This window comes from Aureimonas endophytica, from assembly GCF_014642635.1.
GTDB classification, from domain to species: domain Bacteria; phylum Pseudomonadota; class Alphaproteobacteria; order Rhizobiales; family Rhizobiaceae; genus Plantimonas; species Plantimonas endophytica.
In genome coordinates this window covers 75,418-100,289 of sequence record NZ_BMIQ01000004.1, presented here as the reverse complement: position 1 = coordinate 100,289, position 24,872 = coordinate 75,418, and the positions used below count along the sequence as shown (strand labels likewise).

The 24,872-nt window shown below is 69.2% G+C and carries 34 protein-coding genes; 12 read left to right on the top strand and 22 right to left on the bottom strand.

Annotated elements, in window-relative coordinates:
- Positions 1-18 precede the first annotated feature (18 nt).
- Positions 19-1,614, bottom strand: a complete 1,596-nt coding sequence (locus IEY14_RS13905; RefSeq protein ID WP_188909451.1) for an OpgD/OpgG family glucan biosynthesis protein — start codon at positions 1,612-1,614, stop codon at positions 19-21.
- Positions 1,615-1,759: 145 nt separating this feature from the next.
- Positions 1,760-2,320, bottom strand: a complete 561-nt coding sequence (locus tag IEY14_RS13900) for a hypothetical protein (protein WP_188909449.1) — start codon at positions 2,318-2,320, stop codon at positions 1,760-1,762.
- Positions 2,321-2,509: 189 nt separating this feature from the next.
- On the opposite strand from IEY14_RS13900, the gene IEY14_RS13895 reads away from it, so the two are divergent.
- Positions 2,510-3,397, top strand: a complete 888-nt coding sequence (locus tag IEY14_RS13895) for an alpha/beta fold hydrolase (RefSeq protein ID WP_188909447.1) — start codon at positions 2,510-2,512, stop codon at positions 3,395-3,397.
- A gap of 28 nt (positions 3,398-3,425) precedes the next feature.
- On the opposite strand, the gene IEY14_RS13890 is transcribed toward IEY14_RS13895, so the two are convergent.
- Positions 3,426-3,761 (bottom strand): ArsR/SmtB family transcription factor, encoded by a 336-nt coding sequence (locus IEY14_RS13890; protein WP_373288986.1) that lies wholly within the window; start codon positions 3,759-3,761, stop codon positions 3,426-3,428.
- Positions 3,762-3,846: 85 nt separating this feature from the next.
- On the opposite strand from IEY14_RS13890, the gene IEY14_RS13885 reads away from it, so the two are divergent.
- Positions 3,847-4,590, top strand: coding sequence for an SDR family NAD(P)-dependent oxidoreductase (locus tag IEY14_RS13885; RefSeq protein WP_188909446.1), 744 nt, complete (start codon positions 3,847-3,849; stop codon positions 4,588-4,590).
- A gap of 80 nt (positions 4,591-4,670) precedes the next feature.
- Here IEY14_RS13885 and aidB read toward each other — a convergent pair whose 3' ends face one another.
- The 7 genes from aidB to IEY14_RS13850 all read right to left on the bottom strand — a co-directional run bounded on the left by aidB (position 4,671) and on the right by IEY14_RS13850 (position 9,133).
- Positions 4,671-5,492 (bottom strand): AidB family quorum-quenching N-acyl homoserine lactonase, encoded by an 822-nt coding sequence (gene aidB, locus IEY14_RS13880; protein ID WP_188909445.1) that lies wholly within the window; start codon positions 5,490-5,492, stop codon positions 4,671-4,673.
- Between the two features lie 82 nt (positions 5,493-5,574).
- Positions 5,575-6,153, bottom strand: coding sequence for a GNAT family N-acetyltransferase (locus tag IEY14_RS13875; RefSeq protein WP_188909444.1), 579 nt, complete (start codon positions 6,151-6,153; stop codon positions 5,575-5,577).
- 7 nt (positions 6,154-6,160) lie between these two features.
- Positions 6,161-7,117 (bottom strand): type I pantothenate kinase, encoded by a 957-nt coding sequence (coaA, locus tag IEY14_RS13870; protein ID WP_188909443.1) that lies wholly within the window; start codon positions 7,115-7,117, stop codon positions 6,161-6,163.
- Positions 7,118-7,122: 5 nt separating this feature from the next.
- On the bottom strand, positions 7,123-7,452 hold the full coding sequence (locus tag IEY14_RS13865; protein WP_188909442.1) for a phosphoribosyl-ATP diphosphatase: 330 nt from the start codon (positions 7,450-7,452) through the stop codon (positions 7,123-7,125).
- A complete protein-coding gene (gene hisF, locus IEY14_RS13860) occupies positions 7,449-8,255 on the bottom strand; it encodes an imidazole glycerol phosphate synthase subunit HisF (protein WP_188909441.1) in 807 nt (268 codons plus the stop codon). Before hisF ends, IEY14_RS13865 begins: the two co-directional genes overlap by 4 nt.
- Positions 8,256-8,282: 27 nt before the next feature.
- Positions 8,283-8,852, bottom strand: a complete 570-nt coding sequence (locus IEY14_RS13855; RefSeq protein ID WP_188909440.1) for a Uma2 family endonuclease — start codon at positions 8,850-8,852, stop codon at positions 8,283-8,285.
- A 32-nt stretch (positions 8,853-8,884) separates the two neighbouring features.
- A complete protein-coding gene (locus IEY14_RS13850) occupies positions 8,885-9,133 on the bottom strand; it encodes a DUF3297 family protein (RefSeq protein WP_188909437.1) in 249 nt (82 codons plus the stop codon).
- Positions 9,134-9,300: 167 nt separating this feature from the next.
- On the opposite strand from IEY14_RS13850, the gene IEY14_RS13845 reads away from it, so the two are divergent.
- The 3 genes from IEY14_RS13845 (at position 9,301) to IEY14_RS13835 (ending at position 10,556) form a co-directional block, all read left to right on the top strand.
- Positions 9,301-9,498, top strand: a complete 198-nt coding sequence (locus tag IEY14_RS13845; RefSeq protein ID WP_188909435.1) for a type II toxin-antitoxin system VapB family antitoxin — start codon at positions 9,301-9,303, stop codon at positions 9,496-9,498.
- On the top strand, positions 9,498-9,872 hold the full coding sequence (locus tag IEY14_RS13840) for a type II toxin-antitoxin system VapC family toxin (RefSeq protein ID WP_188909434.1): 375 nt from the start codon (positions 9,498-9,500) through the stop codon (positions 9,870-9,872). Before IEY14_RS13845 ends, IEY14_RS13840 begins: the two co-directional genes overlap by 1 nt.
- A gap of 66 nt (positions 9,873-9,938) precedes the next feature.
- Positions 9,939-10,556, top strand: coding sequence for a ribonuclease D (locus IEY14_RS13835; protein WP_188909432.1), 618 nt, complete (start codon positions 9,939-9,941; stop codon positions 10,554-10,556).
- A 4-nt stretch (positions 10,557-10,560) separates the two neighbouring features.
- Here IEY14_RS13835 and IEY14_RS25935 read toward each other — a convergent pair whose 3' ends face one another.
- A complete protein-coding gene (locus tag IEY14_RS25935; protein WP_244639482.1) occupies positions 10,561-10,983 on the bottom strand; it encodes a hypothetical protein in 423 nt (140 codons plus the stop codon).
- 145 nt (positions 10,984-11,128) lie between these two features.
- Between IEY14_RS25935 and IEY14_RS13825 the strand changes: the two genes are divergently transcribed.
- Positions 11,129-11,317: a hypothetical protein gene (locus IEY14_RS13825; protein ID WP_188909430.1), complete on the top strand. Its 189-nt coding sequence runs from the start codon at positions 11,129-11,131 to the stop codon at positions 11,315-11,317.
- Between the two features lie 93 nt (positions 11,318-11,410).
- Entirely contained in the window at positions 11,411-11,545 is a 135-nt protein-coding gene (locus IEY14_RS26160; RefSeq protein ID WP_280515045.1) for a hypothetical protein, read from the top strand.
- A gap of 103 nt (positions 11,546-11,648) precedes the next feature.
- Here the strand turns inward: IEY14_RS26160 and IEY14_RS13820 are convergent, their stop codons facing one another.
- The 4 genes from IEY14_RS13820 to IEY14_RS13805 all read right to left on the bottom strand — a co-directional run bounded on the left by IEY14_RS13820 (position 11,649) and on the right by IEY14_RS13805 (position 14,469).
- Positions 11,649-12,041: a helix-turn-helix domain-containing protein gene (locus IEY14_RS13820; RefSeq protein WP_188909428.1), complete on the bottom strand. Its 393-nt coding sequence runs from the start codon at positions 12,039-12,041 to the stop codon at positions 11,649-11,651.
- Positions 12,038-12,580, bottom strand: a complete 543-nt coding sequence (locus tag IEY14_RS13815) for a Smr/MutS family protein (protein WP_188909426.1) — start codon at positions 12,578-12,580, stop codon at positions 12,038-12,040. Before IEY14_RS13815 ends, IEY14_RS13820 begins: the two co-directional genes overlap by 4 nt.
- Positions 12,577-13,680, bottom strand: coding sequence for a murein transglycosylase A (gene mltA, locus IEY14_RS13810; protein WP_373288985.1), 1,104 nt, complete (start codon positions 13,678-13,680; stop codon positions 12,577-12,579). Before mltA ends, IEY14_RS13815 begins: the two co-directional genes overlap by 4 nt.
- Positions 13,681-13,755: 75 nt before the next feature.
- Positions 13,756-14,469 (bottom strand): Tim44/TimA family putative adaptor protein, encoded by a 714-nt coding sequence (locus IEY14_RS13805; RefSeq protein ID WP_188909424.1) that lies wholly within the window; start codon positions 14,467-14,469, stop codon positions 13,756-13,758.
- Between the two features lie 187 nt (positions 14,470-14,656).
- Here IEY14_RS13805 and IEY14_RS13800 point away from each other — a divergent pair, with 187 nt between their 5' ends.
- Positions 14,657-15,184 (top strand): FxsA family protein, encoded by a 528-nt coding sequence (locus IEY14_RS13800; RefSeq protein ID WP_188909422.1) that lies wholly within the window; start codon positions 14,657-14,659, stop codon positions 15,182-15,184.
- 170 nt (positions 15,185-15,354) lie between these two features.
- Entirely contained in the window at positions 15,355-15,849 is a 495-nt protein-coding gene (secB, locus tag IEY14_RS13795) for a protein-export chaperone SecB (RefSeq protein ID WP_188909420.1), read from the top strand.
- Between the two features lie 90 nt (positions 15,850-15,939).
- On the opposite strand, the gene IEY14_RS13790 is transcribed toward secB, so the two are convergent.
- The 5 genes from IEY14_RS13790 to IEY14_RS13770 all read right to left on the bottom strand — a co-directional run bounded on the left by IEY14_RS13790 (position 15,940) and on the right by IEY14_RS13770 (position 18,929).
- On the bottom strand, positions 15,940-16,236 hold the full coding sequence (locus IEY14_RS13790) for an alkylphosphonate utilization protein (protein ID WP_188909418.1): 297 nt from the start codon (positions 16,234-16,236) through the stop codon (positions 15,940-15,942).
- Between the two features lie 222 nt (positions 16,237-16,458).
- Positions 16,459-16,650: a hypothetical protein gene (locus tag IEY14_RS13785; RefSeq protein WP_188909416.1), complete on the bottom strand. Its 192-nt coding sequence runs from the start codon at positions 16,648-16,650 to the stop codon at positions 16,459-16,461.
- An 80-nt stretch (positions 16,651-16,730) separates the two neighbouring features.
- The gene (gene dnaQ / locus IEY14_RS13780; protein WP_188910097.1) at positions 16,731-17,453 is read right to left on the bottom strand and encodes a DNA polymerase III subunit epsilon; all 723 of its coding nucleotides are present in this window, start codon (positions 17,451-17,453) and stop codon (positions 16,731-16,733) included.
- A gap of 58 nt (positions 17,454-17,511) precedes the next feature.
- Positions 17,512-18,090, bottom strand: coding sequence for a dephospho-CoA kinase (gene coaE / locus IEY14_RS13775; protein WP_188909414.1), 579 nt, complete (start codon positions 18,088-18,090; stop codon positions 17,512-17,514).
- Positions 18,087-18,929 carry a shikimate dehydrogenase gene (locus tag IEY14_RS13770; protein ID WP_188909412.1) on the bottom strand — a complete coding sequence of 281 codons (843 nt, stop codon included), beginning with the start codon at positions 18,927-18,929 and terminating at the stop codon, positions 18,087-18,089. The genes coaE and IEY14_RS13770 overlap by 4 nt, the downstream gene beginning before the upstream one ends.
- Before the next feature lie 306 nt (positions 18,930-19,235).
- Here IEY14_RS13770 and IEY14_RS13765 point away from each other — a divergent pair, with 306 nt between their 5' ends.
- A complete protein-coding gene (locus IEY14_RS13765) occupies positions 19,236-19,670 on the top strand; it encodes a GFA family protein (protein ID WP_188909410.1) in 435 nt (144 codons plus the stop codon).
- 3 nt (positions 19,671-19,673) lie between these two features.
- On the opposite strand, the gene IEY14_RS13760 is transcribed toward IEY14_RS13765, so the two are convergent.
- Positions 19,674-20,270, bottom strand: coding sequence for a Maf-like protein (locus tag IEY14_RS13760; protein ID WP_188909408.1), 597 nt, complete (start codon positions 20,268-20,270; stop codon positions 19,674-19,676).
- Positions 20,271-20,684: 414 nt separating this feature from the next.
- On the opposite strand from IEY14_RS13760, the gene hemE reads away from it, so the two are divergent.
- Together hemE and hemJ are read left to right on the top strand one after the other, a co-directional pair.
- Entirely contained in the window at positions 20,685-21,719 is a 1,035-nt protein-coding gene (hemE, locus tag IEY14_RS13755) for a uroporphyrinogen decarboxylase (RefSeq protein WP_373288984.1), read from the top strand.
- Between the two features lie 2 nt (positions 21,720-21,721).
- Positions 21,722-22,150 carry a protoporphyrinogen oxidase HemJ gene (hemJ, locus tag IEY14_RS13750; protein WP_188909406.1) on the top strand — a complete coding sequence of 143 codons (429 nt, stop codon included), beginning with the start codon at positions 21,722-21,724 and terminating at the stop codon, positions 22,148-22,150.
- 88 nt (positions 22,151-22,238) lie between these two features.
- Here hemJ and IEY14_RS13745 read toward each other — a convergent pair whose 3' ends face one another.
- Positions 22,239-24,815 carry a membrane-bound PQQ-dependent dehydrogenase, glucose/quinate/shikimate family gene (locus IEY14_RS13745; RefSeq protein WP_188909405.1) on the bottom strand — a complete coding sequence of 859 codons (2,577 nt, stop codon included), beginning with the start codon at positions 24,813-24,815 and terminating at the stop codon, positions 22,239-22,241.
- Positions 24,816-24,872 lie beyond the last annotated feature (57 nt).

The window sequence follows — 24,872 nt, the reverse complement described above, 5'->3', positions numbered from 1 at the left end:
GCCGTCCGATCGTTCGGTTCAGCCGCTGGCGCCGGGCGCGAGCGGCAGGAACTGATAGGACCAGGTCTCGGTCAGCGCCCGGTCCTTGTCCTTCAGGAAGAGCCGCAGTTCGACCGGCGCCTGGCCCTCGACCTTGAGATCGAAGACGACGCGCCAGGCGGTGTCCACCTTCACCGAATAGGCGTCGATCTTCTCGATCGTGCCGCGCGAGGTGGAAACGACCGGCTCGACGCCCTTCGCGTCGCGATCGAGCTTGGCCACCAGTCCGCCGTCGAAATCGACCACGATCTTGACGACGCCCGCCGGGCGCGGCTGGCCGGGAATGCCGCCCCGGCCGATCCGGGTGGCGACGACCTCGCCGAGATCCGGCCGGTTCGGCTGGTCCTTGCCCCAGGTCAGGCGATAGTCGTAGGCGAGCGCATCGCCCTTCTCGACCGGCTTTTCCGAGAGATAGTAGCAGACGATATTGTCGTGGATCTCGTCGTCGGTCGGGATCTCGACGAGCTGCACCGCGCCCTTCGGCCATTCCCCCTTCGGCTCGATCCAGACGCTGGCGCGCTTCTCGTAGAAGACGCCGTCATCCTCGTAATTGACGAAGTTCCGGTCGCGCTGCAGAAGGCCGAAGCCCTTCGGCGAACCGGTGCCGAAGGTCGAGGTCATCACCTGGGCCGGATTGTTCAGCGGGCGCCAGATCCGCTCGCCGCCCTCGGTGACGAGCGCGAGGCCGTCCGAATCGTGGACTTCCGGGCGCCAGTCGACGCGGCGCGGCCGATCGGTCTCGGAATACCAGAACATCGAGGTGAGCGGGGCGATGCCGACGCGGGCGATGGCCTCGCGCGCGAAATAGCGGGAGCGGATCTCCATGACGATCGGCCCGTCCTTCTTCACGTCCATTTCCAGGACGCCGGTGATGCGCGGGCTGTTCATGCGGCAGGCGATCTTCACTCGTCCGCCGATGTCGGAGGGTCCAAGATAGAAGTCGGTAAAGCGCGGGAACTCTTCCGGCGTCGGCATCGCCACGTCGATCGCCAGGGCGCGGGCCGAAAGGCCGAACTGGTCGAGCTCGCCCGAGGTGCGGAAATAGGCGGCGCCGAGAAAGGCGATCCAGTCGCGCTCGGAATGCGGCTCGAGGATTCGGAAGCCGGCAAAGCCGATATCGTCGGGCAGTTCCTTAGCCGGCGAGTCCGCCGGGATCTCGAAGAGCTTCGGATCGAAGATCAGCTGGCGCGAGGTGCCGCCGTCGACCACGTTGATGCCGACCGGCATCTTGAAATAGCGGCCGAGATAGAAGAAGCGGATCGGCGCCTGGCCGTTGTTCAGCTCCAGCGTCTCGTCCTTGCGATAGCGCAGGCGCTGGTGCTGATCGTAGTCGATGCGCTCGATGACGTCGGCGAAGCGCGGCACTTCCGGCACATAGGGCCTGGCGGCGAGCTGGCGCGTTTCCTCGACGAGGCGCTCGAAGGAATAGGGCACCGGATCGCCGAAGCGGATCTGCGTGCCGGCCGCGGCATCCGCCGCGACATTCTCGGCGGCGAAGGCGGTCTGGCCGAGCGGCAGGGCGACTCCGAGCGAGGCGAGAAGGCTCAGAAGGTCGCGGCGGCTGAAATCTGTCATGAAGGCTCCGTCGGGATCGGACGGGACTGATCCTGGCAAGGCGGCCGCCCGTCCCTTGGCGGCCGCGCTTCGATAGGCGGCGAATGTGACATTGCCGCGCCATTGCGCAAGGGGGCATGGCGGCCGGGCCGCGCGGCGCTGTGGATCAGGCCTCAGCCGGCAGCACCGCGCTCTCCCGACCGATGCCGGCGAGGATCCGTCGGCGGATCAGTCCGCTCGCCGGACGGATCAGCAGCCAATACGGAACGAAGCGGCGCCAGGCGGCGGCGTCCGTGCAGATCACCCGCGTTTCCGTGCCGAGCCGCGTCTTCCCCTCCCCGTCCGGCGCCACGGTGAAATCGAGGCAGAGCTTGGCGATGCCGGGCGTGTCGAGACGCCGGAAGGCTTCGGCGTCCACGACGGGCACCAGCCCGAAATCGGTTCGCCAGAACCGGCCGGCGAGCCCGTAGAGCACCTCGCTCTCGTTCCGTTCGAGCAGGATGAAGGCGTCGATGTCGAAGGCGGGCGGCGGGCGGACATCCGGCTCGAACCTTTGGCGCAGCCGCATCGGATATTCGCGTAAGGTCATCAGGCGCCGGAACAGCGGATCGCTCTCGGCGCGATAGGCGAGCGCCGCGCCGAGCACCGCCGCTGGCGGCGCGGCGACGCGGAGCCGATGCGTCTCGTGAAACTGCGGCATGGCGATATAGCGGTCGATCAGAGCCATCAAACGGAACCCGCGCCTTGCGAATCGCCGCGGGGCCAGGACCGGAGCGGCCGCGACAGCATGGGAGCCGTCCTGGACGATGCAAGGTCGATGATGCGTGTTTCGCGACGGGATCGGGACGCGGCAGGCGGTTTCCGCCCGGCGCCGGTCTCCTAGATCCGTGTCCTCGTGCGCTCGGGAGACCACGCCATGCTGCAGGTCGAAGCCGGTGATCTCGCCATCGCCTATCTGGAGCTGGGTCCGACGGGCGGCACGGCCCCGCCGGTGATCCTGCTCCACGGCTTTCCCTATGACGTCCATGCCTATGGCGGGGTGGCGGCGCGCCTCGCGGCGGCGGGACGGCGTTGCCTCGTGCCCTATCTGCGGGGCTATGGCGCGACGCGCTTCCTTTCGCTCGACACGCCGCGCTCCGGGCAGCAGGCGGCGCTCGGCATCGATCTTCTCGCCTTCATGGACGCGCTGGCGATCCCGCGAGCCGTGCTCGGCGGCTACGACTGGGGCGGACGCGCCGCCTGCATCGTCGCCGCGCTGCATCCCGAACGCGTCACCGGTCTCGTCAGCGGCGGCACCGGCTACAACATCCAGAACATCCCGCAAGGCTCGGAGCCGGAGGCGCCGGAGGCCGAGCACCGCTTCTGGTACCAATATTACTTCCATTCCGAACGGGGACGGCGGGGCCTTTCGGAAAACCGTCGCGAGCTCTGCCGCTATATCTGGCGCCTGTGGTCGCCGAGCTGGACCTTCGACGCCGCCACCTTCGACGCGACGGCCCGCGCCTTCGACAATCCGGACTTCGTCGAGATCGTGATCCATTCCTACCGCCACCGCTTCGGCGGCGTCGCGGGCGATCCCCGTCTCGACGCGATCGAGGCGCGGCTCGCCGCGCAGCCGCCGATCGCGGTGCCGACCATCGCGCTCCATGGCGCCGATGATGGCGTCGATCCGCCGTCGCCGGAGGATACAGACGCGACGCATTTCACCGGCCCCTATCAGCAGCGCATCGTGCCGGGCGCCGGCCACAACCTGCCGCAGGAAGCGCCGGACGCCTTCGCGGACGCCCTGCTGGCGGTCGGGTGAAAGCGGCGTGAGGCTCTCGTCCCCCCGATCAGACCGTGACGGGTTCGGGCGCCGGCACGAAGCCGAGGATGGTCGGCAGCAGACCGGGAAAGCGCGCCTCGAGATCGTCGTAGCGCAGGACATTGATGTTCTCGACGCCGCGCTTCGTCGTCGTGACGATCCCGCTCTCGCGCAGCACGCGGAAATGGCCGCTCAGGGTGGATTTCGGCACCCGGCAGAACGGCGCGGCGGCATTCATGCAGTTCAGGCCGTTCCCGGCGCGATGGAGTTCGCGCACGATCTGAAGCCGCGTCGGGTCCGCGAGCGCGGAGAGGACGTGGTGAAGCTCCAGAGCTTCGGCGGGGGGATGCATAAAACTCGGCACGGCGAGGATGTAGCACGAACCGATTGCGATTTCCATTGTTCGGAATTATCGTACTATCGTAGTTCCGAACCAACGGAGAATTGCGATGACTGACATCAAGGCGGCTCTGGTCACGGGCGGCACGGCCGGCATCGGCCGAGCGACGGCGGAAGTTCTGGCGGCGACGGGCCGCCGCGTCTATGTGACGGGCCGCGACCGGGCCAAGCTCGACGCCGCCGAGCGGGACATTCCGGGCGTGGTCGGACTTCAGGCCGATATGGCCGATCTCGGCGACATCGCGCTCGTTGCCGAACGGCTGGCAGCGGACGGCGTGATCCTCGACACGTTGGTCGCCAATGCCGGCACGGCCGAGACGACGGTCTTCGGCCAGACGAGCCAGGCCGATTTCGACCGCACCTTCGATCTCAATGTCCGGGGCCTGTTCTTCACGGTGCAGGGGCTGCTCGGCCGGCTGTCGGACGGCGCTTCGGTGATCCTCATCGGCTCGATTGTCTCGATCAAGGGCATGCCGAATCTCAGCGTCTACAACGCCTCGAAGGCGGCGGTGCGCTCCTTCGCCCGTTCCTGGGCGAACGACCTGCGCACCCGGCGCATCCGCGTCAACACGGTCAGCCCCGGCCCGGTGCGCACGCCGCTGGTGGAGCAGCTGCAAGGCCAGGACGCCGGCAAGCTGGAAGCCTTCGAGGCCTGGGCGGCGGACGCCGCGCCCGCCGGCCGGATCGGCCAGCCGGACGACATCGCCCATGTCGTGCGCTTCCTCGCCTCGCCCGACTCGGCCTATGTCAACGGCATTGAGCTTTTCGTCGACGGCGGTCTAGCGCAGATTTGATGGGAAGCGATCGGCGCGGCCCTGCCCGCTTGCCGGGTCCCCGACGTTCCGATCCGGGCACCGGTCGGCCGGTGCCCGTGTCAGGCGGGGAGCAGCCGGAAGCCCTGCCCCTCGGCCCGCACCCAGCGGAAATCGGGCAGATGGCCGCCGCAGACGATCCAGCCCTGGCGCGCCGCGCGTTCGAGAATGCTCCGGCGCGTCAGGGCAGCGACTTCGGGGTCGATGTCGAAGGCGAGGCCGACATTGGGATCGCGCGCCTGATGCTCTTCCAGATGCAGCGCATCGGCCCAGAGCAGCAGCCCGCCGGCGGCATCACGCAGGAGATAGCCCGTATGGCCCGGCGTATGGCCGGGCAGCGCCACGGCTTCGATACCGGGAAGTATGATGCCCTCCATGATCGGCACGAGCCGCGCGCCATAGAGGCGTTTCAGCCGCTCCGCGATATCGAAGGCGCCCTGGCGCGCCTTCGGCAGGCGCTCGCGCTGGCGGGGGTCGAGAAAGAAGGCGAGATCGGCCATCGGCACCAGGATCTCGGCCTCCGGGAAATAGCGCTCCTCGCCGTCGAAGAGGCCGAGCGCATGGTCGCCGTGAATATGTGTCAGGATCACGCGCCGGACATCGCCGCGCGCGATGCCGAGAGCCGCCAGCTCCTGCCGCAGATGGCCGAAATTCGGCCCCCACTCCGGGCCGGTGCCGGCATCGACCAGCGTCACGCCGGACGCATCGCGCAGAAGGAAGGCATTGACGTCGATCCGGATACGCGCCTCGCCCCATTCGGCACGAAGCCGCTCGCGCGCCGCTTCGCCCGAGGCATGGATGAGCACCTCCGGCCCGGCCTCGAACACGCCGTCCTTAAGACGCAGCACCTCATAGGTCCCGAACCGGCGCGGCGATTGTTTCACGTGGAACGCTCCAGCCTTCATGATCGTCGTCTTCTAGCGGCCGTCCGCCGCCTTGTCGCGCCCCGTCGGCGTGAACGCGGCCTCAATCGTCCGCCGGAATCGGGTGCTCTTCCGTCGCCGCGCACCGCCGGGCGCGCCATTCGTCGCGGGTGATCTCCCAGAGTTCCCCCGGCATCGGACCCCCGACATAGGCGCGCTCCGCCGTCGCCACCAAACGCATGCCGGTTCGCTCCGACAGACGGCGCGAGGCCCGGTTCGCCGCGGCCTTCGGCGCCCGCAACACCTCGCGCCCCAAACTCTCGAACCAGAAATCGGTGACGGCCTCGACCGCTTCCGTCATCAGCCCCCGACCCTGCCAGACGGGATCGAGCCAGAAGCCACGGTTCTCGTCCGGCCGGTCCATCAGGCTGATCAGGCCGATCAGCGTCAGCGGCGCGTCGCGCGGCCGAAGCGTCCAGTGCCATTCGGTGCCGCGCGCCATGGCCGGCAGCGCGACGTCCCGCAGATAGGTTTCCGCGCCATCGGCCGGATAGGGCCAGGGAACGGTCTTCGACAGGAACCGCACGATCTCCCATTGCGGAAAGACCGCCTGGATCGCGGCCGCATCAGTGAGTTCCAGCGGCCGGAGCAGCAGGCGGCCCGTGGTGAGGATGGGGATCATGCGCGAACTAGAGTTTGCGCAGCGCCACCTGATCGACGCGGTGGTTCTCGCCTTTGTGCAGGATCAGGTCGGCGCGCGGCCGGGTCGGCAGGATGTTCTCGTGGAGATTGCGGGCGTTGATGTCGCGCCAGAGGCCTTCGGCGATGTCGAGCGCTTCCGTCTCGCCGATCGCGGCATAGCGGTGGAAGAAGCTCTGCGGATCGCGGAAGGCGGTGTCGCGCAGCCGCATGAAGCGGTCGAGATACCAGCGTCGGATATCGGCCTCCTCGGCATCGATATAGATCGCATAGTCGAAGAAGTCGGAGACGAAGGGCACCGCCTTGCCGTCCGGCGGCATCGGCCGCACCTGGAGGACGTTCAGCCCTTCGAAGATCAGGATATCCGGCTGATCGACGGCGACGCTCGCGCCCTTCACCACGTCATAGACGAGATGCGAATAGACCGGCGCCTCGACATGGCGGACGCCCGCCTTGAGATCGGACAGGAAGCGCAGGATGCGCGGGACGTCGTAGCTCTCCGGAAAGCCCTTGCGGCGCATCAGGCCTTCCGCGTCCAGCACCGCGTTGGGGTAGAGAAAACCGTCGGTGGTGACGAGGTCGACCTTCGGCGAGGAGGGCCATCGGGCCAGCAATTCCTTCAGGATGCGGGCCGTGGTGGACTTGCCGACGGCGACCGAGCCGGCGATGCCGATGATGAAGGGCGTCTTGACCGAATCCTGTCCTTCGAGAAAGCGGCGGCGTTGGCGGAACAAGAGCTGGCTCGCCTCGACATGGGCGGAAAGCAGCCGCGAGATCGGCAGGAAGATGCGGCCGACCTCATCGAGATCCACCGGATCGCCGAGCGAGCGCAGGCGCCGCACCTCCTCTTCCGTCAGCGTCAGCGGCTGGCCGGCGCGGAACCGCCCCCATTCCTCGGCCGCGAAGAAACGATAGGGCGAGAATTGCGAAGGGACGAGCTGGTCCATCCGGCTCAGCGCTCCTCGGCCGGACGCCGCGCCTTTTCCTCAAGACCCGTTTCGGCCGTGCGCCGTTCGAGTTCGGCCATCACCGCGTCGAGCGGCACCCGGCGCAGATGGAGCACCACGAGAAGATGGTAGAGAAGATCGGCGCTTTCGCCGACGAGACCCGCCTCGTCCTCGGTCAGCGCCGCGATCACCGCCTCAACCGCCTCCTCGCCGAGCTTCTTCGCCGTCTTCGGCAGACCCTTGCGCACGAGCTTGGCGGTATAGGAGGACGGATCGTCGGAGGTCGCGCGGCCGGCGACGATCCGTTCCAGATCGGCGAGGGTGAAGGCGCTCACGAGGCCACCGCCAGGCCGGCGCTGCCGGGGTCCTGGCGGACGGGCAGACCCGCCGCCGCCATATGGGCCTTCGCCTCGGCGATCGTATGCGTGCCGAAATGGAAGATCGAGGCCGCGAGAACCGCGTTCGCCCCGCCCTCGCGCACGCCCGCCACCAGATGATCGAGCGTGCCGACCCCGCCGGAGGCGATCACCGGCACGGGCACCGCGTCGCTCACCGCCCGCGTCAGTTCGAGATCGAAGCCGGCCTTGGTGCCGTCGCGATCCATCGAGGTGAGAAGGATCTCGCCGGCGCCGAGCGCCGTGACGCGGCGGGCGAATTCGATCGCGTCGAGGCCGGTCGCCTGCCGGCCGCCATGGGTGAAGATCTCCCAGCGCGGCGCCTCGCCGACGGCGGAGACGCGCTTGGCGTCGATCGCGACGACGACGCATTGGTCGCCGAACTTGTCGGCCGCCTCGGCGACGAGCTCCGGCCGCTTCACCGCCGCCGTGTTGACCGAGACCTTATCGGCGCCGGCCAGAAGCAGACGGCGGAAATCCATGACCTCCCGCACGCCGCCGCCCACCGTCACCGGCATGAAGCAGCGCTCGGCGGTGCGAGCGACGACGTCGAGGATCGTGTCGCGGTTCTCGGACGAGGCTGTGATGTCGAGAAAGCAGAGTTCGTCCGCCCCCGCCGCGTCATAGGCCGTCGCCGCCTCGACCGGATCGCCGGCATCGACGAGGCCCTCGAAATTGACGCCCTTGACCACGCGGCCGTCCTTGACGTCGAGACAGGGGATGATGCGGCATTTCAGGGTCATCGGACACCCCGGAAGAGATTGCGCGCCTTATGCGATGCCGCGATAGAGTTCCGCAAGAGGCAGTGAGAGACTGAGGCCCGCAAGCTCGAGTTGCGCCTCCGGCCCTTCGAGAAGCGCCGGCTCGGCGAAACCGCCGGCCTCGTCCCGGCTCCAGAACCAGAGGCGCGGCTCGTCCGGCGACAGGACGAGATAATGGAGGAGCGTCGGCAGGCTCGTATATTCGACCGCCTTCGGCTTGAAGTCGCGGGCGAAGGACGAGGGCGAGAGGATCTCGGCGAGAAGCACCGGAGCGGGTGCCCCGAGATCCCGGCCCTCGCCCCCGGCGAAACGATCGACGAAGACATCCGGCAACCGCACGCCGCGCGGCGAGATTTTTACGCCGAAATCCGCCGTGCCAACATCGTAGATTTCAGGATCCAGCCGAGTGCCGAGCGCCAGGATCAGCCGCGTCGCGAGGCGGACGTGATCGCGCGTGACATCGATCATCACGTCGGCGATCCGCCCGTCCACGAGTTCGAACCTGCCCTCGTGCCTTTCGGCCGAGCGCAGGAACTCATCGGCGGTCCAGGTTTTCGCGGCGGGGAACTGGACGGTCATGGGCGGGACTATAGGCGAGCCCGATCCGAGAGTCAGCTTGCCTCGGCGTCCTTCAGCCAGACCTCGACCGGGCCCTTCAGCTTCAGGGTCATCGGCCGGCCGCGACGGTCCTTGGAATTGCCGGCGGCGACGCGGATCCAACCCTCGCTGACGCAATATTCCTCGACATTGGTCTTCTCGGCGCCCTTGAAGCGCACGCCGACGCCGCGCTCCAGGAGATCGGCGTCGAAGAAGGGGCTTTCGGGATCGGCCGAGAGGCGGTCCGGCAGCACGTCGCTCATGAAATCCTCCAATTCTGGTGGGGCGGGGATAACCCGCTCGCGCGCCGGCGCCAAGCCGGGCCTTGACGCGGCGCGGGCTTCACGCGAATTTCCGCCTTGCTCCGGTCTTGCCGGGATAGACGGTACGGGATAGACGGCTAGCCGATTTCGTCTATCCCGGATGGCCCGTGCCGTTTCACGTGAAACATGCCGAGACCGATGCCCTAGCGCGCGAGCTGGCGCGGCTGCGCCGCTCGGGTCTCACGGAAGCCGTGCATTTCGCGCTCGCCAAGGCGGTGGCGGAGGAAAAGGCCAAGGAGCCGCTCGCCGCGATCGCCCTCGCCTTCTGCCGGGAACTGGCTGCCCTCGACGCCGGCGGGCGCTGATGCTGGTCGATGCCTCGGCGCTCGTCGCCCTGCTCACCGACGAGGACAAGGCCGTCCGTCTCGCGGCGCGCCTGCAAGCCTCTCCCCAGCGCATGGTGCTGCCGCAGGCGGTGGTCGAGGCGGTGGCTCGGATCGCGGCGGAGCGGCGGCTCGATGCCGAAGCCGTCGGCGCGCTCGTCCAGCGCTTTCTCGACCGCATGGCGATCCGCACCGTCGCGCTGCCGGCACAGCTCACCGGCGCGGCGGCCACGGCGATGGCGCGGCATGGCCTGTCCCCCGCCGACGCCCTCGCCTATGCCGGCGCGCGCTACTATCGCCTCGTCCTCCTCCACGATTCCCCGGCGCTCGCCGCGAGCGATCTCGAAGCCGGTTGACGCTTCGCGCCGATCGGTGTCTGAGGACGCCTTCCACCCTTTCGATGAATTGCGAGTTTCCGTTCCATGACCATCCGAGTCCATAAGGGCGATCTGCCGGACCTGTCGCGCTATACCGGTGCGGTGGCGGTGGATACCGAAACGCTCGGCCTCGACACGCGGCGCGACCGGCTCTGCGTCGTGCAGCTTTCGCCGGGCGACGGCACGGCGGATATCGTGCAGATCGCCAAGGGCCAGCGCGAGGCGCCGAACCTCGCGGCCCTCCTCGCCGATCCGACCAAGACCAAGATCTTCCACTACGCGCGCTTCGACATCGCCGCGCTGTTCCACGCCTTCGGCGTGATGACGACGCCGGTCTTCTGCACCAAGATCGGCTCGCGGCTGACGCGCACCTATACCGACCGGCACGGCCTCAAGGATCTGGCGCGCGAGCTGATCGGCGTCGATCTTTCCAAGCAGCAGCAGTCCTCCGATTGGGCGGCGGAAACCCTGACGCCGGCGCAGATCGAATATGCCGCCTCCGATGTCCTGCATCTTCACGACATCATGGCGGTGCTGCTGAAGCGGCTGGAGCGCGAGGACCGGCTGGATCTCGCCAAGGCGTCCTTCGCCTATCTGCCGACCCGCGCCCGGCTCGACCTCCTCGGCTGGGGCGAGGAGGACATCTTCTCGCACTCGGCCTGACCGCCTATCGCGCGAAGCGCGTCGCGGCGGCGTCGATCAGCGCATTGGCCACGGTCATGCGCTGGTTGGCGCGGTCGCGCTCGCCCGGTGGCACCCGGTCCGGGTGGTTCGAGCGGGCGAAGAGTCGGCGCACCAGCTTCAGGTCGTCCAGCGAGCTGACGGCGTCGAGGCCGAGCTCGAAGGCGATGTCCGACGGGTCGATGCTCGGGGGCACGCCGTCGCGGATCGGCGCGGGCTCGAAAGCCGCCGCCCGCGACGCGCTGTCATTCGCCCGATAGGCGGCGCGCGTCGCCGTCTGGTCCAGGCCCGAGGTCTGGGCGAAGCCGTCCAGCACGCGCCAGAAATCGCCGCCGGCGCGCGGCGCCGACGCGGTTTCCTCCGGCGCGCCTCGCCGGTTCATACCCTTCAGGACTTCCGCGAACTCCATGCCGTCCACCCGAACTCTCGACATGTCTCCCAGACACGCGGGAGAGACGTTTGGCAGCCTGCCTTGTTCCTGCTGAATCCGGGGTAAACGCGGCGGAACCCATCGGACCGCGCCGGACTTCCCCTGACGAGCAGGGACGCGCGAAATGTCGCAGGATCGTGACGAGACACCGCAAAAGGCTGGGCCGGAGGCGACCGGAAACGGGCGGCTCGAAGGCGGACGGGCCTTGAAGGAGAACCCGGCCGCGCCCGAACACCATCCGACGCCGAAGGCCGAAAAGCGCGGCGAGGCGATCCGCGAGGGAACGGCGCCGAAGGGCGCGGACGAGCCCTGAGCCGAGGCGGCGCGAAATGTGATGATTCCCTCGCGGAACGCGGGCCGCCTCGTCGCGGTTGATTCCCGCCGTTCAGGCACCGGGAGGACCATCATGGACAAGGGAAAGCCGCTGAAGCCGAAAGGCCCCGCCAAGGACAAGGCGACGGCCAATGCCAAGACCGCCGCCAACGAGGCCGAGCGCCATAAGATCGGCGAGACGCCGGCCAAAGCCGCCAAGAAGAAGTGACGCGAGCGGGCCGGGAGGCATGGCAATGCTCCCGGCCCTCACCCCATCGAAGAAGGTTCGGACCCGTGCTCAGGCCGGGCGGGCGAAGGTTGCTGCGACAGGCTCAGCTCCGCTTCGCCGCGCGTCGCGGCGCGACCCGGGCGGCGGCGCCTTCCAGCGCTTCGAGCAATTGCTGCACGTCGTCCGGCTTCAGCGTCCCGATGGTTTCGGCGAGGCGATTGGCGAGCCGCGTCGCGCGCGGATCGAGCCCGGACGTGTCGATGGTGATCCGGGGATGGGAGAGTTCGGCGAGGCGCTCTAGTTCCTCGGCATCGTCCCAGATGACGTTCAGATAGCCGATGATCCGTTGCAGCATGTCCCAGGTCGGGCGGCCGCGCCGGCCATGTTCGAGGGCCGAGAGATAGGCGTTGGAGACGCCGAGCGCCGCCGCCATTTCCCGCTGCGTCACGCCGCGCTGCTTGCGCAGGTCGCGGATGCGCTCGCCGAAGGGCGTCACCCGCGGCGCAGGCGCAGATAGAACGCGCCCTCCCCGCCATGCGCGCGCGCCGCGCTCTCGTAGCCAGCGACGATCAGCCGGAAGTCCGGCGTTTCCAGCCAATAGGGCAGCGCCCGCTTCAGCGCGCCGCGCGAGCCGGGCGAGGCGCCGCGCCCGGTGATGACGAGGACATGCCGCAGCCCTTCGGCCCGCGAGCGGCGCAGGAAGCCGAGCAGCGCGTAATGGGCGACCTCTTCGGTCATGTCGTGAAGGTCGAGCCGGGCGTCGATCGGCAGGCGCCCGCGCGCCAGCTTACGCTTCACCGGCCGCTCGATCGGATGGAGCGGCGGGGCCTTGGGGGGTCCGAGCGGGCGGCGCGGCTTCGCCGGATCGACCGCCGCCGCCTTTGCCGGCTTCGCCTGCGGAGGTGCGACCGGCTCCGGCGGCGCTATGGGCGGTAGGTCCGGCAGGGCGCGGCCGGGCAGCGGCAGGATGGAGCGCGCGACGCCCGCCCAGAGCCGCGCCTCCTCCTCGCCGAGAACCCGCCGGCCGCGTCTCACGGCAGCCTGTCCGCGAGGTCCCGCGGCAGGAGCACGAAGAAGTCGCCGGGATGGCGCACCCGGCCGGCCGCGCTGCCGGCATCCGCGCCGGAACCGATGAAGATGTCCGCTCGCGCCCGGCCGAGGATCGCCGAGCCGGTATCCTGCGCGATCATCAGGCGGCGAAACGGCGCGCCGCCGAGTTCCAGCGTCGGCGCATCGATGAAGAAGGGCGTGCCGAACGTGTGCAATTCGCGATCGACGGCGATCGAGGCCATCGGCGTCAGCGGCACCTTGGCGGCGGCGACGGGCCCCAGGCTCTCGTCCTCGACCTCCGCCTCGCGGAAGAAGATGAAGGAGCGGTTGCGGTCGAAAAGCGCGCGCAGCCGCTCGGGATGGGCCGCGAGCCAGGCACGGATGCCGTCCATGTCGGCCTCGGCCAGCGTCAGTTCCCCCTCCTCCACCAGAACGCGGCCGACCGCCGTGAAGCGGTGGCCGGTCTTGGCGGCATAGGTGACGCGCAGCCGGCGTCCGTCCGGCAGGGCGAGCCGCGCCGAGCCCTGGACATGGATGAAGAAGGCCTCGACCGGATCGGCGAGCCAGGCGATCTCCAGGCCCTGGCCGTCAAGGAACCCGGCCTCGATCGCGCCGCGATCGGGATATTCGTCGAGCAGGCCATCGGGACGGCGCCGGGCGAAGCGGAAATAGGGATCGAGCCCGGCCGGGCGGGACACGTCGTCGACCTTCACCAGATCGGGCGGCACGCGGTAGAGCGGGTAACGGAAGATCGCGTCCGGCCGAAGCCGCGCCTCGACCTCCGGTTCGTAATAGGCGGTGCAGAAGCCGCGCGCCGCCGGATCCTCGGGCTTCGGAACGACGAAGGCCGGGGTGAACCAGGTTTCGAAGAAGCTCCGCGCCGTTCCGCCCGCATCGCCGAGCGCGGCGCGCGCCGCGTCGCGATAGGCCTCGGCGGCGATGCCGAGCGTGCCGGTCTTCGCCTCGCCGTCGAGGAAGCGGGCGGCGGACCGGCGGAAGGCGGCGAACGCCAGGGCGTGATCGGCCGCCTCCCAGCCGGGAAGCTCGGCGAAGCGGCGCTTGGAAAAGGCGGTCAGCAAGGGGATGATCCGGCACTTGGAGAGTGCCGCGTTGTCGCGCGTCTCCGAGACCGGATCAAGACCGCGCCGGGACGCAGGCGATCAGGCGTCGGCGCTCTCAGTCTCCACGACCTTCCAGTTGGGATCGCGCGAACGCGGATCGCGGGCGAAGGTCCAGAGGTCGCGCACCTCGACCACCGCCTCGGGATTGCCGTCGATGACCCGGCCGGCGGAATCCGACAAGGAGGTGATGAGCTGCGACACGAGACGGACGGTGATCAGCGCCTCGCGGTCCTTCAGCGCCCCGGAGACGATCTTCGCCTCGTTGATGCCGATGAAGGCCGACTTCATCGTCTCGCCGCGCTTCTCGCGCTCGGTGATCGCCTGGTCGAAGCCGGCGAAGGCCTCCTGCGACAGGAGATTGCGCAGGGTCTTGCGGTCGCCTTCGGCGAAGGCCGTCAGCACCATCTCGTAGGCGATGGCCGCGCCCTGCAGGAATTCGGCCGGGTCGAAATTGCGGTCGGCGTCGCGGATGCGCCGGAGATCGCGATTGGCCGGATCGTCCGGCGGCACGACCTTGTCGATCACCGCGTAGCGATCCTCGGCCGAGCCCTCGATAACGACCGGCTCGCGCCGCCCGGGCAGGGTCACGACATTGCCCTCGCGGGTCGGCTGGGAATTCTCGGGCTTCGGCTCGGGCCGGCTATAGGGGTCGAACGGCGGCCGCTCGTTGCCGGTTCTCCGGCCAAGCACACTGCGGAGCTGGAACAGGACGATCACGGCGACAACGATGATGACTATCGTCCCGAAGCTCATTCGTCGGCGATCCTCTCCACGATCCGCGGCTGCGAAGCTCAATCGCATATAAGTGGCTCGCGCGCTCATTCAAAGCAGCCCCTTGCACTTCCGACCCGGCTTTTCGAAATGTTGAAGATGCCCGCGCGGGATCTCGCGCGTTGTGAGAGCGGAGAAACCCCTTTCCGTTCGCTGCCGGAAGATGCCGATGCCGCTCGCCCTCATCCCGATCTGCCTCCTCCTCGTGCCGATCCTCGAGATCACGACCTTCATTCTCGTCGGCGGCTGGATCGGCCTCTGGCCGACGCTCGGCCTCGTCGTCGGCAGCGCCGTTCTCGGCGCGCTCCTGCTGCGCCGCCAGGGCCTGTCCACCCTTCAGCGCATCCAGACGGAAATCAAAGCGGGCCGGGTGCCGGGACGCGAGCTCGTGCACGGCGTCATCATCGTCGCGGCCGGCGTCCTTCTCCTGACCCCCGGCCTCGTCACCGACGTCTTCGGCTATCTCCTCTTCGTCCCGAAGGTGCGCGATCTCGTCTGGCGCGCCCTGTCGCGCCGCGTCGTGGTGACGGCCAGCGGCCAGCGGCGCGGCGGCGAGACCGGCGGCGGGCCTTCCGCGACCCGTCGCCCCTTCGGCGGACCGGAGGTGGTCGATCTCGGCACCGAGGATTACGAGCGCCGGCCCGATCCCAATTCGCCCTGGAACGGCTCGCACGAGGGCAACCGCACCCTGCATTGAGCAGCGGTGCCGCGCCTTGTCAGCGACGGGGTGAGATGCTAGCCCTCGCGCCCATTCGGGCTTGCCGGCCCGATCCCGCCCGCCGCCGGCCGTCAGGCATGGCGCCGGGTCCTGCCGTTTCCACCGGGCCCCCGTTTCACCGGGCCGTTGCCGCCACGACGAGGTTTTCGATGTCCGACGCCAACAATCAGACGAATGGCGCCTCGGCCGAGGTGTCGCCGACGCTGAACATCCTGGCCCAGTATATCAAGGATTTTTCCTTCGAAAGCCCGAACGCCCCGAACGCCCTGCGCAATGCCGGCCGCAACCCGACCATCAATATCGGCGTCAATGTCAGCGCCAACCCGGTCGACAACGAGGCGGGCGAGTTCGATGTGCGCCTGTCGCTCGACGCCAAGGCCGGTGAAGGCGCGGACATGATGTTCCATGCCGAGCTCGAATATGGCGGCGTCTTCCGCCTCCAGCATTTCCCGCAGGAGCATCTCCTGCCGGTGCTGTTCATCGAGTGCCCGCGCCTGCTCTTCCCCTTCGCCCGCCAGATCGTCGCGGACGTGACGCGCAATGCCGGCTTCCCGCCGCTGATGATCGACCCGATCGACTTCGCCCAGCTCTTCCAGCAGCGCATGGCCGAGGAGCGCGCCCGCCAGCAGGTCGGCAACGCCTGAGACCGCCTGCCCGATCGAATCCTGAAACGAAGCCGTCCGCAGCACCCGCCGCGGACGGCTTCTTCGTTTGGGACCGGGTTTTCGCGCCGCTCAGCGCTTGCGGACGAATTCCGTGCGCAGCACCAGACCCTTGATGCTGTCGTGTCGGCAGTCGATCTCCTCGGGATCGGCGGTCAGGCGGATCGAGCGGATGACCGTCCCCTGCTTCAGGGTCTGGTTGGCGCCCTTCACCTTCAGATCCTTGATCAAGGTGACGGAATCGCCGTCGGCCAGAAGATTGCCGGCGGCGTCGCGCACCTCGCGCGCGGCGGGTGCTGCGGTGGCGATCTCGCCGGCCGGGCGCCATTCGCCCGTCGTCTCGTCATAGATATAGTCGTCGCCGCTCATGCGCCCTCGATCCGTCATGCCTGCGAGGCCATGCCGATCGGCGCCCGCGCCCGTGCGGCGGGCAAAGCGGCCTCGGGCCGGATCTACACCCTGCGACAGGCCTGCGACAATAAGTCTCGCGGCGGTGCGCGCTGCGAAACGAAAACGGGGAGCCGGCTCGCCGCCGCTCCCCGTTCCGGCCGCGATGCGGCGCGCTAGACGATGTCGTTCCCGACGACGGGATCACTTGTCCTTTTCGGCATCCTCCTCGTCCTCGTCGTCGCCGATATCCTGGCCGATCAGGCTCGGGTCCTTGATGCCCTGGAAATCATTGTCCGTGCGGCGAACGAGATTGCCCAGAAGATCGCCCGGCGCGATGCCGCCTTCCTCGACCTCTTCGGTCTTGCGCTTCTCGCTATGCATCGTGTGCCACATGGCCACGCTCCTTTCGAAACCGATATGCGAGAACGCCGAAGCTTAGCCGCCGTTCCATCGGGTTTCGCGGTGCGGGCGGCTCACTCGGCCGGCGCCTCGGCGGCGGGCTCCAGATAGCTCAGCCAGAGCGCGTCCGGGCCGAGACCGCCGACGAAGGCGCGATGCCGGGCCTCCTCCTCCTCCGACAGGCGCGGGGCGAGCGGCGCCGGGCGCGGCCGGACGCGATAGCCCCCGCCGCCCTCCTCCGAGCCCCGGCCGCCCTCGTCGGCCGAGACGAGGCCGAGCGCCGCCTGCCGGCCGCCGATCAGCTCGATATAGACCTGGGCGAGGAGTTCGGAATCGACCAGCGCGCCGTGCTTGTCGCGCTTCGTCGTGTCGATCTGGAAGCGCGAGCAGAGCGCGTCGAGCGTCGCCGGGGCCATCGGGAACTTGCGCCGCGCCATCTGCAGCGTGTCGACGACATTGTCCATGACGATGGGCGGCCGGCCGAGCCGCGCCAGCTCGGCATTCAGGAAGCGGATGTCGAAGCTCGCATTATGGGCGATCAGCCGCGCGTCGCCGAAGAATTCGAGGATCTCGTCCACCAGGTCGGCGAAGAGCGGCTTGTCGACCAGCATCTCGTCGGAAATGCCGTGAACGGCCAGCGCTTCCGGGTGGACCTTGCGATCGGCCGGGCGGATGAAGCGATGGAAGCTGCGGCCGGTCGGGATGTGGTTCCAGAGCTCGATGCCGCCGATCTCGATCAGCCGGTCGGCCTCGAATTCGAGGCCCGTGGTTTCCGTATCGAAGACGATCTCGCGCATGGGGAAGATGTCGCGCATGGCGCGACCGGCCGCAAGGGGCGCCCTGCCCCGTCCCCGTCTATCGCAGCCGCGCGATCAGTTCCGCCACCGTCCGTCGCGCCGCCTCCAGGCCCTCCGACGTGTCGAGAACGAAATCGGCGCGCCGGCGCTTCTCGGCATCCGGCACCTGCCGGGCGAGGATCGCCGCGAATTTCGCCTCGCTCATGCCGGGCCGGGCGAGGACCCGGGCACGCTGCACCGGTGCCGGCGCGGTGACGACGAGGACCTTGTCGCAGCGCCCTTCCCCGCCGGTCTCGAAGAGAAGCGGAATGTCGAGGACGGCGAGCGGCGCACCCTCCGCCCGCGCCTTCGCCAGGAAGGCTTCCTCCTCGCGCCGCACCGCCGGATGGACGATCGCCTCCAGGGCCGCGATCGCCGGCGCGTCGCCGAGAACCCGCTGCCCCAGACGCTCGCGATCGACGCGGCCGTCCCGGACGGTGCCGGGAAAGGCCGCCTCGATCGCCGGGGCGAGCGGCCCGTCATAGAGGCGATGCACCGCCGCGTCGGCGGAATGGACCGGCACCCCCGCCGCCTCGAACAGGGCGGCGGTGGTGGACTTGCCCATGCCGATCGAGCCGGTGAGGCCGAGGACGATCATCGCGCGGCGATATCCGCCAGCACCGCGTCGCGCAGCGCTTCGTCCACCACCGGCCGGCGGCCGAACCAGCGCTCGAAGCCGGGCACGGCCTGATGGAGCAGCATGCCGAGCCCATCGGCGGTCCGAAGGCCCCGCGCCCGCGCCGCCGCGAGGATCGGCGTCTCCAGCGGCACATAGACGATATCGGTGACGAGAGCATGGTCCGGCAGGAAGGCCAGATCCGGCACGCCGCCCTCCGCGCCGGCCGGCACCGTGTTCACCAGGAGATCGGCGGCGGCGAGGAGATCCGGCGTCGCGCCGCCCGCCGCACGGACCGGAGAGCCGAAGGCCGCGGCGAGTGCCTCCGCCCGCGCCAGGGTGCGGTTGACGACGGTGACACGGGCGACGCCCCGGTCGAGCAGCGCGTGGACGACGCCCCGCGCCGCGCCGCCGGCGCCGAGCACCAGGGCATGCTCCGCCGCCGTCCAGCCGTCCAGGCGCTCGTCGAGATTGGCGGCGAAGCCATACGCGTCGGTATTGCCGCCGACGAGTTCGCCCGCCTCGAACCAGAGCGTGTTCACCGCGCCGATCGCGCTCGCCGCCGCGTCGTGCCGGGCGGCGGCCCGAAAGGCGGCTTCCTTGTGCGGGATCGTGACATTGCCGCCGACGAAGCCGGCTTGGCGGAGCGTAGCGAGGAAGTCGTCCACCCCGTTCGGCGGCACCGCGACGCGTTCATAGGAGCCGGCGAGCCCGAACCGCCGCAGCCAGGTGCCGTGGATCAGCGGCGAACGCGAATGGGCGATCGGCCAACCGCAGACGAAGGCGCGCGGCGCGGCGGGACGGGAGGTGAGGTCGCTCATGGGCCTTCTCTAGCCCAGGCGAGGCGGAGGCGGCCAGACCGCCTACGACACCGAAGCGCGACCTCGCCGCTTCGCCTTCTCCCGAGTCGGGAGAAGGTGCCGGCAGGCGGATGAAGGAAAGACGAGCGCTGGCGTCTGCGTCCGGTGGTGGGTGCCAGCGTCAGAGCCCTACGGCTCCCTCACCCGCCTGCCGGCACCCTCTCCCGGTTCGAGAGAGGGACGCGGTGGAACTCTCTCACCCCTCCCCGTCGCACCGTGGCGGCGAACGGGCTACGATCGTCCGCCGGGCAAGAAGGAGGGGCAGTCATGGATCTCGACATCCACGAGGCCGAGGGCGGGTGCCATTGCGGAACGGTGCGGTTTCGGGCCGTGCTGCCGGAGGGTCTCCGCCGTCCGCGACGCTGCAACTGCTCGCTCTGCCGCATGCGCGGCGCCGTGGTCGTCACCGGAAGGCTCGATGGCTTCACGCTTCTCGAAGGCGCCGAGGCGCTGGCGCTCTACCAGTTCAACACGCGGGTGGCGAAGCATTATTTCTGCTCGCGCTGCGGCATCTACACCCATCACCAGCGCCGCTCGAACCCGGCGCAGCTCGGCATCAACGTCGCCTGTCTCGACGGCGTCAGCCCCTTCGACTTCGCCGAGGTGCCGGTGAACGAAGGGGTCCGACACCCGAGCGATGCCGTGCCGGGCGAAGCGCGACGCGACCTCGCCGGTCTCCTGCGCTTCGAGCCGTTCGATTGAAGCTCAGCCTTCGATCGCGCCGAGCCGGCGGAGCTCGTCGAGCAGCGGCAGGAGCGGCAGGCCGACGATGGTGAAGACGTCGCCGTCGATCCGCTCCATCAGCTGGATGCCGGGACCCTCGATCTGATAGGCGCCGACGCTGGTCAGCGCCGCCTCCCCGACCTTCGCGAGGTAATGGCCGATGAAGGGAGGCGAAAGCTCCCGCATCGTCAACTCGGCGACGCCGGTATGGCGCCAGACCGGCAGGCCGTTCCGCGCGACGACGACGGCGCTGTAGAGCCGGTGCAGCCGGCCGGAGAGTTTCAGGAGCGTGCGGCGCGCCGCGTCCATATCGGCCGGCTTGTGGAAGAGCTCGTCGCCGAGGCCGAGCGTCTGGTCGGCGCCGATCACCAGCGCATCCGGCACCCGCTCCGACACGTCCACCGCCTTCGCTTCGGCCAGCACCTCCGCCACGTCCTGCGGCCCGGCGCCGGAATCGCGTAAAGGCGCTTCCAGGGCCCGCTCGTCCAGCGTCGAGGGCACGATGTCGAAGGCGAGCCCGGCATCGGCGAGGAGCTTGCGGCGATGGACGCTGCCGGAGGCGAGAACGAGGCGGGTCATCGGGATCTCTCGATTAAAGTTTTATTCAAACCTTGGGGGTCAAATGGGCTCGTCGGAAGCCCCGGCGAGACCGATGCGGACTCGATTCGGGGTCGCGAGGCAAGGGCGAAGGCCCCTATTGCCCGGGATTCTCGGTGCCCTGTTGATGGCGCTGGGACGACTCGGGGTAGAGTCGGCCCGACGCGTTCCGGGTTGGGATAACCACCGCTTTCTCCACAGCGCGGCGCATGTTCGAGCCTGTGGACGCCGCCTTGTGGATCGCGGGGGAATCGCGCGCCGATCCCTGGCGGAAGGGCGCTTTCGCCGCGCCCTCCCGACCCCGCCGCCCTTGCGCCGCTGTTAATTCCGGCTATCCACCGATTCAAAGAAAGAGAATCCCTTCAAGAAGAGATTCTTGAATGGGGATAGGAGAGGATCGGCATGGCGAAGAGGCGGCTCATCCGGGTCCTCGAAGGCGAGAGGCTCACGCCCCCGCCGCTCTGGCTGATGCGCCAGGCGGGACGCTATCTTCCCGAATATCGGGCGACCCGGGAGAAGGCGGGCAACTTCCTCGCCCTCTGCTACAATCCCGAACTCGCGGCGGAGGTGACGCTCCAGCCGATCCGCCGCTTCGGCTTCGACGCGGCAATCCTGTTCTCCGACATTCTGGTGATCCCCGACGCGCTCGGGCGGTCGCTGCGCTTCGTGGAAGGCGAGGGGCCGCGTCTGGAGCCCCTGGCGGTGGACGAGGTCGAGCGGCTCGATCCGAGCCGGGCCGAGGCGCATCTCGAACCCGTCATCGAGGCGGTGCGGCGCATCCGGTCGGAACTGCCGAAGGAAACGGCGCTGATCGGCTTCTGCGGCGCGCCCTGGACGGTCGCCACCTATATGATCGCCGGGCGCGGCACGCCGGACCAGGCGCCGACGCGGCTCTTCGCCTATCGCGAGCCGGAGCGCATGGACGCGCTGCTGGCGCTTCTCGCCGACATGTCGGCGGACTATCTCCTGCGCCAGCTCCGCGCCGGCGCCGACTGCGTGCAGATCTTCGAATCCTGGGGCGGGGTGCTCGGCGAGGCCGCGTTCCGCCGCTTCGCCATCCAGCCGACGCGCCGGATCGTCCAGCGCCTGCGCGCGGCGGCGCCGGACGCCAGGATCATCGGCTTCGCCAAGGGGGCGGGCGCGATGCTCGAAACCTATCGGGCGGAAACGGGCGTCGACGCGGTCGGGCTCGACTGGACGGTGCCGGGCGAGATCGGCCGGCGTCTCCAGGCCCAGGGCGCGGTGCAGGGCAATCTCGACCCCTTGCGCCTCGTCGCCGGCGGCCGGGCGCTGGAGGAGGGGGTCGATCAGGTCCTCGCCGATTTCGGCGGCGGGCCGCTGATCTTCAATCTCGGCCACGGCATCACGCCGGACGCGCCCATCGCCCATGTCGAGGCGCTGGTCCGGCGCGTCCGCGATTTCAAGGGATAGGCATGGATATCGATCTCTGGGTGAAGGCGCTTCACCTCATCTCGCTGATCGCCTGGATGGCGGGCATGCTCTATCTGCCGCGCCTCTTCGTCTACCATGCGGAGGCCGGCCCGGGCACGCCGCAATCGGAGACCTTCAAGGTGATGGAGCGGCGGCTCCTGAAGGCGATCATCAATCCGGCGATGATCGCCACCTGGGCGGCCGGCCTCTGGCTCGCCTGGAGCATGTACGGCTTCCAGGGCGGCTGGCTGCATGCCAAGATCGCGCTCGTCGTCGCGATGTCGGGCCTGCACGGCTATTTCGCCGGCGCAGTGAAGAAATTCGCCGCCGACCGCAACACCAAGAGCCCGCGCTTCTGGCGGATGATGAACGAGGTACCGACCGCGCTTCTTATCCTGATCGTCATCCTCGTCGTGGTGAAGCCGTTCTGAAGAATCGCCGCCGGTCCGAACAAACGAAAAGGGCGGAGACCTCGTGGTCGCCGCCCCTTCGCATTTCACGTGAAACGTCGCCTCGCCCTCATGGGCGCGACAGGCGGTAGGCGATCACCGCGTCGCCGGGCTTGGTGCCGAAGGAGCCGTGGCCGCCCGCCACCGCCAGCACGAATTGCGTGCCGTCCTCGCCGGCATAGGTCATCGGCGTCGCCTGGCCGCCGGCCGGCAGCCGGCCCTTCCACAATTCCTCGCCCGTCGCGGCGTCATAGGCGCGCAGATAGTAGTCGAGCGTGCCGGACAGGAAGGCGACGCCGCCGGCGGTGAGGAGGGGGCCGCCGAGATTGGGCACGCCCATGCGGAAGGGGATCGGCAGAACCGGCATCTCGTCGCGCGTCGTGCCGTTGCGATGCTTCCAGACGATCTGGCCGGTGGTGAGATCGGCGCCCGCGACATAGCCCCAGGGCGGCGCCTGGCAGGGCAGGCCGAGCGGCGACAGGAAGGGCTTCAGCGCGATGGCGAAGGGCGCGCCGAAATTCTCGTTGAGGGCGGGCAGGGCGCCGCGCGGCGCCGGCCGGTTGACATAGAGCTGGTCCGGGTTCTCGCGGGGGATCAGCTTCGAGACGAAGGCGAGGGTGGTCGGCGTGGCGAAGACCGTGCCGTTGCGCGGATCGACCGCGACGGAGCCCCAGTTGAAGACGCCGAGATTGCCGGGATAGATGATCGAGCCTTCGAGCGAGGGCGGCGTGAAGCGGCCGTCATAGCGGTGGCGCTTCAGCATGATGCGGCAGGCGAGCTGGTCGAACATCGTCGCGCCCCACATGTCGCGCCCCGAAAGCGGCGGCGGATCGAAGGACAGGGCGGATTTCGGCTGGCTCGGCGCCGTGTGATCGCCTGCGGCGGCTCCTTGCGGCGCCGGCATCTCCGTCACCGGCAGGACCGGCTGGCCGGTGCGCCGGTCGAGCACGAAGAGCTCGCCCTGCTTCGTCGGCTGCACCAGGGCGGGCACCGTCGCGCCGTTCACGTCAAGATCGATCAGGCTCGGCTGCGCCGGCACGTCATAGTCCCAGAGATCGTGATGCACGGTCTGGAACGCCCAGCGCAGCCGGCCGGTGGCGAGATCGAGCGCGACGACGGACGAGGAGATGCGTTCGACCTCCGGCGAGCGCCTGCCGCCCCATTGGTCCGGCGGCTGGTTGCCCATCGGCGCGTAGACGAGGCCGAGCGTCTCGTCGACCGAAAGGGTCGACCAGGCATTCGGCGAGTTCGGCGTATAGGTCTCGCCCTCCGGCAGGGGCTCGGTCCGGTCCGGGCGGGCGCTGTCGAAGGCCCAGCGCAGCGCGCCGGTCTCGACATCGTAGCCCCGGATCACGCCGGAGGCTTCCGCCGTCGAGACATTGTCGAGCACGGTGCCGGCGACGACGATCATGTCGCGCGTCACGACGGCGGGCGAGGTGGAATAATAGGCGCCGGGGCTCACGTTCGGCATCCGGGTCCAGAGATCGATCTGGCCGGTGCCGTTGCCGAAGGCGCGGCAGACCTTGCCGGTCGCCGGGTCGAGCGCGATCAGACGTCCGTCGGCGGTCGGCATGAAGAGCTTGGCGGGGCATTCGTCCGCCAGGGCGCCGGAAGCGGCGGCGACCGGCAGGATCGCGCGCTCGCCGGAGGCGGCCGGCTGGTTCTGCGCCGCGCCCGCACTGGCATTGCCGAAGGTGACGCTCGGGGCGGGGGCGGGAGCGCCGGTGGCGGCGATGATGCCGGCGGGCGGCGCGGGCGGTGCGGCAGCGGCGGCGGCGGGCGCTCCGGCCGCCGGGGCGTGATAGGACAGGCCGCGGCAGGTGAGATGCTGGAGCGCCAGCTCGCCGCGCACCACCGGTTCGAAGCGCCAGAGCTCGCGTCCGGTCTCGGCGTCGAGCGCCACGACATTCTGGTGCGGCGTGCAGAGGAACAGGCTCCTGCCGATTTTCAGGGGCGTCACCTCGAAGGTCGTTTCCTCGGGATCGCCCGGCCCCTTGCTGTCGCCCGTGTGATAGGTCCAGGCGACGGCGAGGCGGTCGACATTTTCGGGCGTGATCTGATCGAGCGGCGAGAAGCGCTGGCCGAAGCCGGTGCGGCCATAGGCATGCCATTCGCCGGCCGGGATCGAGGCGGCATCCGCCGGGATCGGACCCGAAGCCGCCGCGAGTCGGCCCTCGATCCGCGTCTGATCGTTGAACCAGGAGACGACGGCGACGACGAGGGCGACGGCGAGGGCGCCCGTCAGCGCCAGTCCGCCGCCATGCAGGATGCCGGGCCAGGTGCGGCGATGGTCCAGCGCCGCCGCGACATCCGGCCGGTCGAGCGAGCGCGTCACCCAGGGCAAGAGCAAGAGCGCGCCGAGCACGAAGACGACACCGCCGCGCGCCGCGAGCGGCCACCAGTCGAAGCCGACCTCCCAGAGCGACCAGAGCAGCGTGCCGAGAAGGAAGACGGCATAGGTGACAAGCGCCGCGCCCCGCCGCCGAAGAAGCAGCACGGCGGTGGCGAGGAAGAAGAGGCCGGCGATCGGGTAGTACCAGGAGCCGCCGAGGCTCGCGAGCCAGACCCCGCCGGCGAGGCTGACGAGCCCGCAGAGGACGAGCAGGGCGGCGACCGCCCGTGGAATGGCATTGCGGCCGAGCGACATGGCGTTCCTCGCGGATCCGAGCGGCAAGAACAGGCCGCAAGATCGAAGAATGTGGCA